We start from the raw sequence: 14,479 nt of genomic DNA, 5'->3' as shown, positions 1-14,479 counted from the left end.
AGTTGTCTTTTACCCCTTTGGAGAAAGGATTTGGAAATGGATTTAAATCTCCCTTCCATACCTTGACAGGATGGATTAAACACCATGGAAGGGGCAATTTGGAATCTTTCCAAGAAATTATAGCTGTTTATACGGCCTTTAAAATGTATCTGATCCGTTCAAACTCATCGAGGTCCTTGTAGCGTATCTCTATACGGCCACCTTTTTGTCCATGGGATATCTTCACGGTAAGGCCAAGGGAGGCACTAAGTTCCTTTGCAATACCTTCTATGTCAGGGTCAGAAATAGAAGGTTGTCTTGCCTTCCTTCCAGCGCCACGCAATAAAAGCCTTCTAGCAAGGTCCTCTGCCTGTCTCACCGAAAGCCCTTTTGAGACGATCTGATCCCTCATCATGCGCATGGTATCTGCATCGTTTGCCATCAAGAGTGTACGAGCATGCCCCATAGTGAGCCTACCCTCCACAAGATCCCTCTGTGCATAGTCCGGAAGCTGCAACAGCCTCAAAAAATTGGCGACTGTAGCCCTATCTCGACCCACCCTCGAGGCAACCTGGGCCTGTGTAAGCCCCACTTCATCCACAAGCCTCTTATAGGCCATCGCCTCCTCAAGCGGGTTCAAATCCTGCCTCTGGATGTTCTCGATAAGCGCAAGCTCCAAGACCTCGTTGGGACTTACATCTTTTATCACCACAGGGATGGTCTTTAACCCGGCCATCTGGGCAGCCCGCCATCGCCTCTCTCCAGCAACGATCTCATACCGACCGGATGAGACCTCCCTTACAACAAGCGGCTGAAGCACCCCTTTCTCTTTTATGGATGCCGCAAGGCCTTCAAGGGCGGCGCCATTCATCTCCTTCCTCGGCTGATTCGGGTTGGGATGGATCTTTTCTATCGGACACTGGAAAAAACCAGGGCTGCCTGCGTCATAAATATCACCTTCAGCAATAAGGGCGCCGAGCCCCTTACCAAGTCCCCCTTTAAACTTCATAAACCCCTCCTATGTCTTGAAAGAAACTCCCTGGCAAACGAAAGATATGCCTCTGCGCCTTTGGATCTCGGATCATACAAAAATATGGGCTGTCCGTGGCTTGGGCTCTCACTAAGCCTTATATTTCTGGGAATAGTCGCTCTATAGACCAAATCCCTAAAATGGGTCCTGACCTCCATGGCAACCTGATAGCCAAGGCGGATACGGTGATCATACATCGTAAGCAATATCCCTTCTATGTGCAACATCGGATTAAAATTGTGTTTTACAAGACGGATGGTCTGAACCAGCTGGCTAAGGCCTTCAAGGGCGAAGTATTCGCACTGGAGTGGTATGAGTACTGCATTTGATGCAACAAGGGCATTTATGGTCATAAGCCCCAACGAAGGTGGGCAATCTAGGATAATAAAATCGTAATGATCGAGACCACTGAGTGCATTCTTTAATACACCTTCCCTCTCCTGCCTCTCGGCCAGATCAAGTTCTATTCCGACAAGGTCGGTATTGGAAGGCAGGATGTCTAGATTCGCCACGGCCGTATGACGCACCACACCGGCCGAGCCAGAGGTCCCAACAAGCATGTGATACAGATGCGGATCAATTTGGCGCGATGAAAGACCCATACCACTGGTGGCGTTTCCCTGTGCGTCACAGTCCACAAGCAACACTGACTGTCCGAGCATGGCAAGGCCTGCGGCCAGATTGACAGCGGTCGTAGTTTTTCCTACGCCGCCCTTCTGATTTGCTATTGCTATAATGGATGTCCTTTGGGAAGATAGGTTTGTCATTGTTTCACGTGAAACATAATTCATGCCGGTTCATTCATATTTCCAGAGAGCAAGGGGGTATGACGATTGATATTTTTTGATATCTTTACCAGCGATCATTAATTGCCGAAACATCGGTCTCTCAAGGGTGACTATGACATTTTGATGTCGTTGATATGGACCCCGGGATTCCCTTGGCCTCAGTTAAAATCGCTCTCTTCTATGTGGATTCCAGATATTGACAATCCGTCCGACCTGGAAAGGTTTATCACGGATTCGCCTGACTTACTGTCTTTGTAAAGCCAGATTCCAGTTGTCCCCCTCAAAAAAACAAAAGGTATGTAGGGATGGCGTAATTTTGCAACAGATTTTTTTGGTACCCCACGATCGTTATTGACACAATCCCGACGAAGACACGCCCCTTCCAACACAGCTGTAACAGAACCCGATCTCCCTTACCTTGAACGGGTCATATACGTTTCTCAGGTCCACAATCGCAGGGGTCGCCATAAGCTCCTTGACCTTCATCAGATCGAGATTTCTAAACTCATTCCATTCCGTGACCAGCACCATGACATCCGCCCCCTCTACGGCCTCATATGGGTCAGAGGTATAGGCGACCTGGTCAACGCTGAATATGCGCTTGAATTCATTCATTGCCGCTGGATCATAGGCAGATACCCTCGCCCCCTTTTTGATAAAGGCATCTACCAGATGAATGGCCGGCGCCTCACGTATATCGCTTGTATTGGGTTTAAAAGAAAGACCCAGGACCGCTATCTTTCTACCGCCAAGCTCTCCGCCAAGTATCGCCTCGGTCTTTTCAACCATACGGTCTTTCTGTGCGGCATTCACATCCATGACCGCCTCAACAATCCTCAATGGAGACCCAAGATCCCTCCCCATCTTGACAAATGCCTCTGTATCCTTTGGAAAACATGAACCGCCGAAGCCAGGACCAGGGTGAAGGAATTTAGGGCCGATGCGCCTATCAAGCCCCATCGCCCTTGCAACATCGTGGACATCCGCGCCGGCCTTTTCGCACAGGTTTGCCACCTCATTGATGAAGGATATCTTGGTGGCGAGAAAGGCATTTGATGCATATTTTATGATTTCAGCGGTCTCAAGGCCAGTAACTACAAACGGTGTCTCAATGAGATACAGGGGTCTGTATATGTCTTTCACAATAGCAAGCGCCCTTGGGCTATCAGAGCCCAAGACAACGCGATTTGGGCGCATAAAGTCCTCAACCGCAGCCCCCTCCCTCAAAAATTCCGGATTTGAAACAATATCCACCTCGACCGGCTGCTTTTTATTCTCATCTATAAGGGCCTTGATCCATCGGTTGGTGCCCACAGGGACCGTGCTCTTTGTGACTACCACCTTATAATCATTCACCGCCGATGCAAGCTCAAGCGCCGCCGACTTGACGGCAGACAAATCAACCCCGCCACGTCCATCGGATGGGGTACCAACACCCAAAAAAATAACTAGTGATTGTTCAACCGCCGGTGCGAGCTCAATGGAAAACGAAAGCCTTTTGTTTGCAACATTCCTATCCACCAACTCCTTGAGACCGGGTTCATAAAATGGCATTTCACCAGCAATAAGCTTATCTATCTTATCTTTGTCCTTATCCACACAGATGACGTGCATCCCGAAATCGGCGAGTCCGGCGCCCGCCACCAGACCTACATACCCCGTACCAATTACTGTAATATGCATCTCGATCAATCACCCGCCAATCTCGTAGTATTTTTTGTACCAATCTATAAACCTTGGAATACCATCCTCAAGGGGTATCTGTGGCTTAAAGCCTATATCCCTTTCCAGGTCCGATATGTCCGCATAGGTTACAGACACATCACCTGGTTGTAAAGGAAGGAGATTTTTCTTTGCCTTTTTTCCAAGGCACCGTTCAACAACCTCTATGAAATACATCAACTCAACCGGTTTGTTGTTCCCTATGTTGTATATCCTGTATGGGGCGTAGCTTGTTGCCGGATCAGGGGCCGCCCCGTTCCATTCTGGGTTTGGATCGGGCACCTTGTCCACAATCCTTATCACGCCCTCGATTATATCATCTATGTAAGTAAAATCACGCCGCATCTTGCCAAAATTAAAGACGTCTATCGGTCTATCTTCAAGGATGGCCTTGGTGAACAAAAAAAGCGCCATATCAGGTCGCCCCCATGGACCGTACACTGTAAAAAAACGCAGGCCGGTTGATGGAAGGCCATAGAGATGGGCGTATGTGTGGGCCATAAGCTCGTTAGCCTTTTTTGTTGCTGCATAGAGTGAAATTGGATGATCGACGTTATCATGGACTGAAAATGGCAGCCTGGTATTTGCACCATAGACCGAGCTGGAGGATGCAAAGATCAGGTGTTTCACACCGGTATGACGGCACCCTTCAAGGACGTTTGCAAAACCAACGAGATTTGTGTCAACATATGAATATGGATTTTCAACGGAATAGCGTACCCCGGCTTGTGCGGCCAGATTTACCACTGCATCAAAGCGTTCCGATTCAAAGAGGGTTGCCATGGCCTCTCTATCGGAGAGATCTGCACGGACCATCTTAAATTTAGGAAACGGGATAAGCTCTCTCGCCCTGTCTTCTTTTATGGATGGGGGGTAATAGTCATTAAAATTGTCGAACCCAATAACCTCCCTGCCTTCTTGCAAAAGCCGCTTTGAAAGATGGAAACCTATAAACCCAGCCGCGCCTGTAACCAAGATTTTTTTAAAACGCACTGTATCTTTCTGTATCATACACCCCATCTTTCATTAAGACCCTGCTACAGACAAACTTATCATTCAACTGTAACACTCTTTGCCAGATTCCTCGGCTGATCAACATCACAACCCCTGGCTGCTGCTATCTCATAGGCCATGAGCTGTAAAGGTACTACATAAAGAAATGGATTTATATCACCATCTGATGGCCTTGGGACAGATACCACATATTTGGCCATCTCCGCAAGACGGGTATCGCCATCTTCACCAAAGGCTATCACAATCCCACGCCTTGACCTTACCTCTTCTATATTGCTGATCATCTTTTCATACACATGATCCATTGGCGCCAGGGCCACAACCGGCATGTCCCTATCTATCAAGGCTATGGGCCCGTGCTTCATCTCGCCAGCGGCATAACCTTCGGCATGTATATATGATATCTCCTTGAGTTTCAATGCGCCCTCAAGGGCTATAGGGAACATGAAACCACGGCCAAGAAAGAGGAAATCCTGCTTCTTATAAAATTCATCTGCAAGACCCATGGCCTCTTTGTGCCACAAGGTAAGGTAACCTTCCAATAGACCAGGAAGCCCTGCGAGGGCATCAATCTTTGTTGCAAGTTCATCACGGGCGATTGTCCCTCTTATTTTGCTGAGGTACAACCCCAATATAAACAAGGCGGCGAGCTGGCTTGTAAAGGCCTTGGTTGATGCAACCCCTATCTCAGGGCCCGCATGTGTATAAATAGTGGCATCAGCTTCCCTGGTTATGGTACTGCCGACAACATTACAGATCGAAAGCACGGGCGATCCCATGGCCTTTACCATCCTGATCCCCGCAAGGGTATCGGCGGTCTCTCCTGACTGCGAGATCGGGACGACCAGCACCTTATCATTAAGGATTGGATGCCTATAGCGAAACTCGGATGCCAACTCCACCTCAACAGGGATCCCAACCCACTTCTCTATCCAATACCTCGCAACAAGGCCTGCATGCCACGATGTCCCGCATGCAAGAAAGATTATACGATTAAGTCCTTTTATTACATCAAAAGAAAGATCTATCTCAGGAAGGGTTATATCGCTCACCCCAGGTTTGATGCGTCCCAGAAAGGTATTCAAGACCGCCTGGGGTTGTTCGTATATCTCTTTTAACATAAAATGCTTATATCCTGCCTTTTCAGCCATAGAAGCATCCCACGAAATGGTATGTGACACCCTGTCGACCGGCTCCCCGGTCTCGAGAGAAAAGAATCTTATCCCACCCCTCGACAGGATAGCCATGTCGCCGTCCTCCATAAAGACCAGGTCGCGGGTATAGGGCAGGAGTGCAGGGATATCGGATGCAAGAAATGCCTCATCCCCTCCAACCCCTAGGATAAGCGGGCTCTGTCTTCGAACAGCCACAAGTCGGTCCGGTGCACCCTTCCACATGACAGCAAGGGCATAGGAACCCCTTACATCAAAAAGCGCTCGCCTTACTGCTTGAATCAGATCTCGACCGTCTGTCAGATATTTTTCGATCAGGTGGGCGATAACCTCTGTATCAGTGCTGGAACGGAAGGTATGCCCTTCATCCAACAAACACCGCCGCAAGGTATAATAATTCTCGATGATCCCGTTATGGACCACCACCAGCGAACCAGTACAGTCTATATGGGGATGGGCATTAACCTCATTCGGCTCCCCATGCGTAGCCCAGCGGGTATGGCCAACCCCTATACCATCCGTCGAGGCACAGTGACCCCTGAGTCTGTCTTCAAGACCATCCAGCTTGCCTTTGCACCTTACAAGCCTCAGATCACCACCCTCGATCCAGGCAACCCCTGCGGAGTCGTAACCCCTATATTCAAGGCTTCCAAGACCCTTAAGCAATACCGAGCGCACATCCCGATGACCAACATATCCGACAATTCCACACATACCAACTCCTACAATGCTGCTTGCGATGATATCAATTTTTGCAATTATAAACTAGCAAACCTATTACTTGAAGATTATATTTTGGTTAAGAAAAAAAGGGGTTAATAGATGATCTTGGCTGTAGATATAGGAAATACCCAGACCGTCTTAGGGATAATCAAAGGTACAACAATAGTCCGAAACTGGAGAATCCATACCAACAAACATACAACCGCCGACGAACTCGCTGCCTTGCTGATCCAGCTAGGCGAGATAGCAGAGATAAAAATTTTCCATATTGAAGATATTATTATTTCCTGTGTCGTGCCGCCTCTTGTACGCCCCTGGGAAGAATTTGCTACAAAATATTTAAAAAAGGAGGCTATAATCTTAAAAGGAGATATGCCGCTTGGGATGCCGATTCTATATAAAAGGCCATATGAAGTCGGGGCAGACCGCATCGTAAATGCCATTGGTGCTTACAAAAAATACAGACGGGCGCTCATTATAATCGACTATGGCACTGCAATCACATTCGACTGTGTCTCATCGAAAGGCGAATATCTAGGTGGCGCAATCGCGCCTGGAATATGGCTTGCGACAGAGGCACTGTTTCGCGGCACATCAAGACTCCCAAGGGTAGAACTCTTTGCCAAACCAAAGACCGCCATAGGCCAGGATACAAACTCAGCCATCCAATCAGGTGTCATATATGGATTCGCCGGTCTTACAGACGGGATGGTGGAGCGACTATCCAAAGAATTTCCTAAGAGACCTACCGTTATAGCAACCGGCGGCCTAGCATCGCTTATTGCCCCTTATTGCTCAACAATAGAAGAAGTTCTTCCCGATCTCACCCTGCAAGGCCTTGCCATTATCTACAGGGGCCTAAAGACAAGAAGCCGGGCTAACCGGCAGGATTCAACAATTCCAAAATGACATCGGCCTGACGGCTTGCAGCATTGCCAGAGAGCCCTATCAAGGCATCTCTAGCTGCCAGACCAACCTGCTTTCTGAATGCAGGGGTCCTAAGCAATGACTCAACAATCGATACAAGCCCGGCAACATCTCTGACCTCAAAACCACCACCGGCATCGAGCGCCGCCTTAGCCTCTTCGAAGTTATCCATATATGGCCCATAGATCACAGGAAGCGCCCATGCCGCAGGTTCCATGATGTTCTGTCCCCCCTTAGGGACAAGTGAGCCGCCAACAAACACAACCGTGGCGATGCCATAAATATCAAACAACGGTCCAACTACATCTACAACAACCACCTGGGATGTGCGCCTCTCCCCCATCTCCAGTCTACTCCAAAGCTGAAAAGGTAGACCTGCAGCCTCCAGCCGCGATGCAATAGAAGACACCTTTCTTATATGCCTTGGTATCAAAAAAAGCATAAGCCCCGAAAAAGAACTTAGGAGCAGGCGATATGCCTCTATAACCAGCCCATCTTCATCTCCCCTCAAACTGCCAGCCACAAATACATGGGCAGAGGCATCTATGCCCATGCGACAGCGGAGCGCCTCGGCCCTTTCATTATCAGGCCTTGAGATCAGACCCTCAAATTTTGCATTGCCGGTTACCTCAACCAAGGTCTCGGGCGCCCCCAATTCGATCAAGCGCCTCCCATGTACCTCTGAAATGGCACAAACCCGCGAAAACTCACGCAACAATCCACCTATCAACCACCTTATCTTTTTATATCTCCCAAAAGACCTTGTAGATATCCGACCATTTATCAATACAACCCTTGAACCGGTCTCGCGAACGGCATTGATCATGTTGGGCCACAACTCTGTCTCAATAGGTGCATAGACCTTCGGCCTTATGGCTACCGCCACTCTGTGCACCGCCCGTGGAAAGTCTAGGGGATATGGTATGACCAGGCAACGATGTGATAAGAAAGACATGGCCCTCGCAAGACCAGCGGGCGTTGTGGATGAGACGGCAATTTTGAGATATGGTGCCCTTTTATCTAGCGCCGCAACAATAGCCTCTGCTACGGCTACCTCTCCGACAGATACGGCCTGAATCCAGACATCATATGGTCCTGTATCAACGGGTAGACCTGGCATCTTACCAAGCCGCCCAACAAGAAGGCCATCCAGCCCCTCAAGCCTTGACCACACCCCCAGAAAAGGATAGGCTATGCTATATAACATAGCGGAACATCTTTTGTATGTGGCATAAGCCACCGACTGCCCCAGTAATTTCATCAAGGTCGATTTTAACTCACCAGACAGCCCTTGCGCCAATACATTCTTCTGGTATTTTTATAATTAATATATATTAATCGTTTGGAATCTTTTCAACCTGAAAGATCAGGGGAGTTGGGCGTGAAGCGTACACCAATAACCAAGGAAGGTTATGAAAGACTAAAAAAAGAACTGGAACAACTAGAAAGGGTCGAAAGACAGCTTGTAATCAAGGCCATCGCAGAGGCAAGGGCGCACGGTGATCTGTCTGAAAATGCTGAATACCATGCCGCCAAAGAACGCCAGGGTCACATCGAAGCAAGGATACAATACCTCAACAACCAACTTGCATCGGCCGACATCATCGATTGTTCAGACCAGGATTGCGAGAGGGTAGTATTTGGAGTAAAAGTCAGACTTATAAACCTTGATACAAACGAAGAAGTTGTTTATCAGATTGTCGGGCCGGACGAATCCGACATACAAGCAGGCCGACTGTCTGTAACCTCTCCACTAGGCAAGGCGCTGATAGGAAGGCGCCAAGGGGATGAGGTGGAATTGAAGACGCCTGCAGGCATTAGAAACTATGAAATATCTGAGATTTTTACATAAAATCCTGTTCAAGACCCCTTGCCAATGGATTTGTTGAGCCCCTCAAGATAACCCTCCCATTCCATTGGAAGGAGATATTTCTTTTTACTATTGCATTCTCTGCATGCCGGAACCAGGTTGACTTTTATACTCTTGCCCCCGCGCGCCAAAGGAACAATATGATCCATTGTAAGGTTCTGCGGCCCCACATTGCGCCGACAATAATAGCATTCACCCCTTGCGCGCTTATTGCGCCACCACTTGCTGTTTCTAAGCTCTTTCGCCTTATTTTTCTCTTTACGAACATCCTCTTCGGTCAGATCGAACAAAAACACTATTTACAACCTCCGACCACCTTGTGGTTGATTTTCATTAAAATTAACCTATTTTATATAAATGGACAAGAATGAGCTCAAAAAACTTGACAAGATGCTTTTTGCCATGCTGGCAAAACGCCCCGACCTTTACGGATTGGTCCCGGACAATGAAGGATGGATAAAAATAAAAGAAATCCGCAGTGCACTCCATCAGGAAGATGGCTTTTCCTACATCACAACCCAATCACTTATACAGTTTTTTAATATCTTTGGCCGCAAAAAATTCGAAACAGACGGCATAGTTGTCCGGGCAAAAGATCCACAAGGTCTGCCAGTCCCAGAAACGGCGGTACCACCTGAAACCCTCTATCTGCCAGCAAAAAATGAGGTGTATGAACATGTGTTAAGAAACGGCCTCTTCCCGTCGCCCGGCAATAGATGGATCGTCCTTTCCGCCTCAAAAGAACTGGCTGCCAAAATAGGAAAAAGAAAAGACAATGAACCCATTGTCTTTGAGGTCTTAACGTCAAGGGCCGATAAAAGCGGGACGGAGTTTAAAAGGTTTGGTGAAAATCTGTTTCTTGTGGATGTTGTCAGGCCTGAATGGTTGAATCTACAGCACATGCCAAAGACTAAACAAAGACAAAAAAACAAAAAGGATAGGGTCAGAAATGGACCCAAACATACCAACAGCATGACTGTCCCGCTCACACCTGAAGACTTAGCAAATATTGGAGGCTACACCCTAAACAAACAACTCCACACCCAAATAGGCGAGCCATTGCCATCCTTCTTTGACAACAAGAAGAAAAGGCGATTTAGAGACAAAGATCCGGAATGGAAACATATAAGACATATCGAAAAGAAAAGGTGACCACCACGATGGCCCGAAGGACCTGTTGCGTCTTTTTGATATACATGCTTATAGGTTCTTTTGTTTCGACATTACAACCAAAACCATCCTGGGCCATGATGTCTATAGAACAAGAACGTAAGCTTGGAGAAAAACTTCTAAAGACCATCGAAACCCAGGTAACCCTGATAAATGATCCAGAGGTTGTGGGATATGTAAGGGATGTTGGGGAACGCATACTTAAATCCATAGACGACAAATATTTCAATTACAGATTCTTTGTAATAAAAAACAGTGGGATAAATGCCTTCGCCGTACCCGGGGGAGAGATATTTGTCAATTCCGGCCTGTTGGAGGTGGTAGACAACGAAGATGAGCTTGCCTGTGTTCTGGCGCACGAAATGGGGCACGTACAAGGAAGGCACATCGCCAGACGGATGGATAGTATGCAAAAGGTCAATATAGCAACCGCTGCGGCGGCTGTAGCCGGTCTCTTTCTTGGGGGTGGACAGGCTGGGTCGGCGGTGCTCGCCACATCAGGGGCGCTAAATGCAACAATAGGACTTAAATACAGCCGGGAAGACGAAGAAGAGGCCGACAGAAGGGCATATCAGTACTTGTGTAAGGCTGGTTATAGCCCAAAAGGACTTATTGAGGTCATGAAAAAGATTCAACAATACCGTTGGCTCGGAAACGATTCCGTCCCAAGTTATCTTCAAACCCACCCCACATCCAGCCAGCGAATAACCTACCTCGAAGACCTCATAGCCAGCAGATCTTGCAAACAGACAGCAAAGGAAAACAACTTCGAACTCAAAAAGATACAAATAAAAACAAAAATCTACGAACACGACCCAAACATCTTGGCAAATAGATATAAAAGGGAGTTGAGCACAAATCCCGACGATATCTTTTTGCTTTACGGCCTTGCACAATCACTCTTAACTGCTAAAGAATATGAGGATGCCATTGCAGCATTCAAGCGACTTGTGTCGATTGCAAAAGATCACCAAGGATTTGTTGTCGATCTTGGTATTGCCTATTTCACGGCGGGCAGATATAAAGATGCTATCTCTACACTGGCACCCTACAGTCAAAACCACCCAGAAGACATCAGGGCGAAATTTTACCTTGCAAGCGCCTATTTAGAACAAGGCTCATACAAAGAAGCGGCCACAATCTTCCGCTCACTGAAAGATGTCTGGCCTGACCGGCCGGCCCTATATTTTAATCTTGGTAGATGCCTTGTTCCTTTAAACGAAAAAGGTGAGGCCCATTATTATTTTTATCTCTATTACAAGGCAAATGGAAATAGAGAAATGGCCAGATATCATCGAGCCAAGGCCATTGCCGAGTTGCCGGTAAACAGTGGCCTTTATGAAGAATTAAAAAATGAAGGCAAGGGTGAGGGCGATGAAAATCAAGAACCACCCAAAAAGACAGGAGAGTGAAGTGAAACAGGGATTGTTTAAAAGGCCATCTGTCCCGTTACTCTTGCTTATTGGCATTACAATAGTAATTCTAGACCAAGTAAGCAAGGCGATAATAATGGCCCACATGACTCCGTTTGAGACAAAACAGCTAATACCCGGCCTTTTTAATCTTACATACATAACCAATACCGGTGTTGCGTTTGGTTTTATGGCCGGGACAGAGAAATGGCGCCACATAACATTTCAAATCATCGCCTTCACGGCGCTTTGCGGGCTTGTCCTTTTGTACAAAAACCTTCAAGACAAAAGCTTGGTGTTGTTTTGGGGAAGCGCTCTTGTCTTTGGTGGGGCGCTTGGTAATTTAATAGACAGGGTAAGATATAGACATGTCATCGACTTCCTGGATTTTTATATCGGGAACCTTCATTGGCCTGCCTTCAATATAGCGGATTCGGCCATAACCATAGGGGGGACGCTGCTGGTATGGCATTTCACGCGCAAACCATCATCCTAATCCGAAACTCTGGATCTTAAATTCAACCCCAAAACGGCGTAGGGGTATTGCATTTCAAAATTTTGTATTTATATTAGCACTCGTTCCAGGAGAGTGCTAACAACCTTTTCAAAAAATCAAAAAAATAAAGAAAGGAGATTGGTTGCTATGAAGATCCGTCCATTAAACGACAGGGTTTTGGTAAAGCGCCTCGAAGAAAAAGAGGTGACCAAGGGTGGTATTATCATCCCAGACACAGCCAAAGAGAAACCCATAGAGGGCAAGGTGATAGCTGTAGGAAAGGGTAAATTGATGGAAAATGGCGAGGTCAGACCGCTTGACGTCAAAGAGGGTGACAAGGTCCTGTTCGGCAAATACGCAGGTACAGAGATCAAAATAGACGGTGAAGACTTTTTAATGATGAGAGAAGATGACATTCTTGGAATCATCGAGGAATAATTCACTATTCTAAAAAATCAGAAATAAAAACCATCAAAAATTATCAATAAATCAATAATATGGAGGTTTAGATATTATGGCAGCTAAAGAGATAAGATATGACATAAAGGCCAGAGAAGCCATTCTTAGGGGCGTAAACACCCTGGCCAATGCAGTCAAGGTAACTCTTGGTCCAAAAGGGCGTAATGTTATTATTGAAAAGTCCTTTGGCTCCCCAATCATCACAAAAGACGGGGTTACGGTCGCCAAAGAGATCGAGCTCGAAAATAAATTTGAAAATATGGGCGCCCAAATGGTCAAAGAGGTGGCATCAAAGACCAGCGATATAGCAGGTGATGGTACCACAACAGCCACAATCCTTGCTCAGGCTATTTATTCCGAGGGTTCAAAGCTGGTCGCCGCCGGAATAAACCCAATGGCACTAAAGAGAGGTATAGACAAGGCTGTTGAAGTGGTGGTTTCTGAACTCAAAAAGATCAGCAAACCTACAAAAGACCAAAAAGAAATAGCTCAAGTCGGCACTATCTCGGCAAACAACGATGCCACCATCGGAAACATTATAGCCGAGGCCATGGATAAGGTCGGCAAGGAAGGTGTTATAACTGTTGAAGAGGCAAAGTCAATGGAGACCTCGCTTGAGGTAGTTGAGGGTATGCAATTTGACCGGGGCTATATCTCCCCATACTTTGTAACCGACCCCGAAAAAATGGAGTGTGTGTTAGAAGACCCATATATCCTTATCCATGAAAAAAAGATAAGCAATATGAAGGACCTCTTACCCATACTTGAACAGATAGCAAAGATGGGTAAACCGTTCCTCATTATCGCCGAAGACACCGAGGGTGAAGCCCTTGCTACATTGGTTGTAAACAAACTCCGCGGCACATTACAGGCATGTGCCGTAAAGGCGCCTGGCTTTGGGGATAGAAGAAAGGCAATGCTTGAGGATATAGCTATCTTAACAGGCGGCCAGGTTATCTCAGAAGATATTGGCATCAAGCTTGAAAATGCATCGATAAGCGATCTTGGACGAGCCAAGAGAGTGGTTATCAATAAAGACACCACCACAATTGTTGATGGTGCAGGTGCCAAAGAAAAGATAGAGGGTAGAGTAAAGCAGATCCGCGCCCAGATCGAAGAAACAACATCTGATTACGATAGAGAAAAACTTCAGGAACGCCTTGCAAAACTCATCGGAGGCGTTGCTGTTATAAACGTAGGAGCTGCAACAGAGACAGAAATGAAAGAAAAGAAGGCAAGGGTTGAGGATGCGCTAAATGCTACAAGAGCGGCTGTAGAAGAAGGAATTGTACCGGGTGGCGGCACAGCACTCCTGCGGACACTCCCGGCCCTTGATAAATTAAAGACAAAAGATAGTGATGAACAACATGGTATCAACATAATCAGAAGGGCGATCGAGGAGCCGCTCCGTCAGATTGCAAATAACGCCGGCCATGAAGGGTCAATTGTGGTAGAGAGGGTTAAGGCCGAAAAAGATGGGGTTGGATTCAATGCTGCAACCGGCGCCTATGAAGATTTGATGGCAGCTGGTATTATTGATCCGACAAAGGTAACGCGTACAGCCCTACAAAATGCAGCTAGCGTATCGGGCCTACTACTTACCACTGAGGCAATGATAGCAGAGATACCAAAGAAAGAAGAAAAGGGTGCGGCTAACATGCCAGGCGGCGGGATGCCTGACATGTATTGATAAGTTAATACCGACAATTGGCAACAA

General features: G+C 47.0%; 14 protein-coding genes. 7 read left to right on the top strand and 7 right to left on the bottom strand.

Features of this window, described 5'->3' with window-relative positions:
• Positions 1-127 precede the first annotated feature (127 nt).
• From LGS26_RS02170 to glmS, 5 genes are all read right to left on the bottom strand, one after another.
• The gene (locus LGS26_RS02170; protein ID WP_237889028.1) at positions 128-988 is read right to left on the bottom strand and encodes a ParB/RepB/Spo0J family partition protein; all 861 of its coding nucleotides are present in this window, start codon (positions 986-988) and stop codon (positions 128-130) included.
• Entirely contained in the window at positions 985-1,800 is an 816-nt protein-coding gene (locus LGS26_RS02165) for a ParA family protein (protein ID WP_330873318.1), read from the bottom strand. The genes LGS26_RS02170 and LGS26_RS02165 overlap by 4 nt, the downstream gene beginning before the upstream one ends.
• A gap of 345 nt (positions 1,801-2,145) precedes the next feature.
• The gene (locus LGS26_RS02160) at positions 2,146-3,480 is read right to left on the bottom strand and encodes a UDP-glucose dehydrogenase family protein (protein ID WP_237889027.1); all 1,335 of its coding nucleotides are present in this window, start codon (positions 3,478-3,480) and stop codon (positions 2,146-2,148) included.
• A 9-nt stretch (positions 3,481-3,489) separates the two neighbouring features.
• The gene (locus LGS26_RS02155; RefSeq protein ID WP_330873317.1) at positions 3,490-4,530 is read right to left on the bottom strand and encodes an NAD-dependent epimerase; all 1,041 of its coding nucleotides are present in this window, start codon (positions 4,528-4,530) and stop codon (positions 3,490-3,492) included.
• Positions 4,531-4,571: 41 nt separating this feature from the next.
• On the bottom strand, positions 4,572-6,419 hold the full coding sequence (glmS, locus tag LGS26_RS02150) for a glutamine--fructose-6-phosphate transaminase (isomerizing) (protein WP_237889026.1): 1,848 nt from the start codon (positions 6,417-6,419) through the stop codon (positions 4,572-4,574).
• 108 nt (positions 6,420-6,527) lie between these two features.
• Here glmS and LGS26_RS02145 point away from each other — a divergent pair, with 108 nt between their 5' ends.
• Positions 6,528-7,337 (top strand): type III pantothenate kinase, encoded by an 810-nt coding sequence (locus tag LGS26_RS02145; protein ID WP_237889025.1) that lies wholly within the window; start codon positions 6,528-6,530, stop codon positions 7,335-7,337.
• Here the strand turns inward: LGS26_RS02145 and LGS26_RS02140 are convergent.
• Positions 7,306-8,562 (bottom strand): 3-deoxy-D-manno-octulosonic acid transferase, encoded by a 1,257-nt coding sequence (locus tag LGS26_RS02140; RefSeq protein ID WP_237889024.1) that lies wholly within the window; start codon positions 8,560-8,562, stop codon positions 7,306-7,308. The two genes, LGS26_RS02145 and LGS26_RS02140, sit on opposite strands and share 32 nt — an antisense overlap.
• A gap of 174 nt (positions 8,563-8,736) precedes the next feature.
• On the opposite strand from LGS26_RS02140, the gene greA reads away from it, so the two are divergent.
• Positions 8,737-9,207 (top strand): transcription elongation factor GreA, encoded by a 471-nt coding sequence (greA, locus tag LGS26_RS02135; RefSeq protein ID WP_237889023.1) that lies wholly within the window; start codon positions 8,737-8,739, stop codon positions 9,205-9,207.
• A gap of 8 nt (positions 9,208-9,215) precedes the next feature.
• Here greA and LGS26_RS02130 read toward each other — a convergent pair whose 3' ends face one another.
• Positions 9,216-9,521, bottom strand: coding sequence for an HNH endonuclease (locus LGS26_RS02130; RefSeq protein ID WP_237889022.1), 306 nt, complete (start codon positions 9,519-9,521; stop codon positions 9,216-9,218).
• 61 nt (positions 9,522-9,582) lie between these two features.
• Between LGS26_RS02130 and LGS26_RS02125 the strand changes: the two genes are divergently transcribed.
• The 5 genes from LGS26_RS02125 (at position 9,583) to groL (ending at position 14,452) form a co-directional block, all read left to right on the top strand.
• Positions 9,583-10,377, top strand: a complete 795-nt coding sequence (locus LGS26_RS02125) for an RNA 2'-phosphotransferase family protein (RefSeq protein ID WP_237889021.1) — start codon at positions 9,583-9,585, stop codon at positions 10,375-10,377.
• On the top strand, positions 10,341-11,807 hold the full coding sequence (locus LGS26_RS02120) for a M48 family metallopeptidase (protein WP_237889020.1): 1,467 nt from the start codon (positions 10,341-10,343) through the stop codon (positions 11,805-11,807). Before LGS26_RS02125 ends, LGS26_RS02120 begins: the two co-directional genes overlap by 37 nt.
• Complete coding sequence (lspA, locus tag LGS26_RS02115) at positions 11,770-12,303, top strand: signal peptidase II (protein WP_237889019.1); 534 nt, start codon at positions 11,770-11,772, stop codon at positions 12,301-12,303. The genes LGS26_RS02120 and lspA overlap by 38 nt, the downstream gene beginning before the upstream one ends.
• Positions 12,304-12,450: 147 nt before the next feature.
• Positions 12,451-12,741, top strand: coding sequence for a co-chaperone GroES (gene groES, locus LGS26_RS02110; RefSeq protein WP_237889018.1), 291 nt, complete (start codon positions 12,451-12,453; stop codon positions 12,739-12,741).
• A gap of 76 nt (positions 12,742-12,817) precedes the next feature.
• On the top strand, positions 12,818-14,452 hold the full coding sequence (gene groL / locus LGS26_RS02105) for a chaperonin GroEL (RefSeq protein ID WP_237889017.1): 1,635 nt from the start codon (positions 12,818-12,820) through the stop codon (positions 14,450-14,452).
• Positions 14,453-14,479: the final 27 nt, after the last annotated feature.

The sequence above is a fragment of the Dissulfurimicrobium hydrothermale genome, from assembly GCF_022026155.1.
GTDB classification, from domain to species: Bacteria; Desulfobacterota; Dissulfuribacteria; order Dissulfuribacterales; family Sh68; genus Dissulfurimicrobium; species Dissulfurimicrobium hydrothermale.
This window is presented reverse-complemented; position numbering and strand designations above follow the sequence as displayed.

Coding starts and splice junctions, on each gene's coding strand:
- LGS26_RS02170 (WP_237889028.1), bottom strand. CDS start 988: ATGAAGTTTAAAGGGGGACTTGGTAAGGGGCTCGGCGCCCTTATTGCT.
- LGS26_RS02165 (WP_330873318.1), bottom strand. CDS start 1,800: ATGAATTATGTTTCACGTGAAACAATGACAAACCTATCTTCCCAAAGG.
- LGS26_RS02160 (WP_237889027.1), bottom strand. CDS start 3,480: ATGCATATTACAGTAATTGGTACGGGGTATGTAGGTCTGGTGGCGGGC.
- LGS26_RS02155 (WP_330873317.1), bottom strand. CDS start 4,530: ATGATACAGAAAGATACAGTGCGTTTTAAAAAAATCTTGGTTACAGGC.
- glmS (WP_237889026.1), bottom strand. CDS start 6,419: ATGTGTGGAATTGTCGGATATGTTGGTCATCGGGATGTGCGCTCGGTA.
- LGS26_RS02145 (WP_237889025.1), top strand. CDS start 6,528: ATGATCTTGGCTGTAGATATAGGAAATACCCAGACCGTCTTAGGGATA.
- LGS26_RS02140 (WP_237889024.1), bottom strand. CDS start 8,562: ATGTTATATAGCATAGCCTATCCTTTTCTGGGGGTGTGGTCAAGGCTT.
- LGS26_RS02125 (WP_237889021.1), top strand. CDS start 9,583: ATGGACAAGAATGAGCTCAAAAAACTTGACAAGATGCTTTTTGCCATG.
- LGS26_RS02120 (WP_237889020.1), top strand. CDS start 10,341: ATGGAAACATATAAGACATATCGAAAAGAAAAGGTGACCACCACGATG.
- lspA (WP_237889019.1), top strand. CDS start 11,770: ATGAAAATCAAGAACCACCCAAAAAGACAGGAGAGTGAAGTGAAACAG.
- groES (WP_237889018.1), top strand. CDS start 12,451: ATGAAGATCCGTCCATTAAACGACAGGGTTTTGGTAAAGCGCCTCGAA.
- groL (WP_237889017.1), top strand. CDS start 12,818: ATGGCAGCTAAAGAGATAAGATATGACATAAAGGCCAGAGAAGCCATT.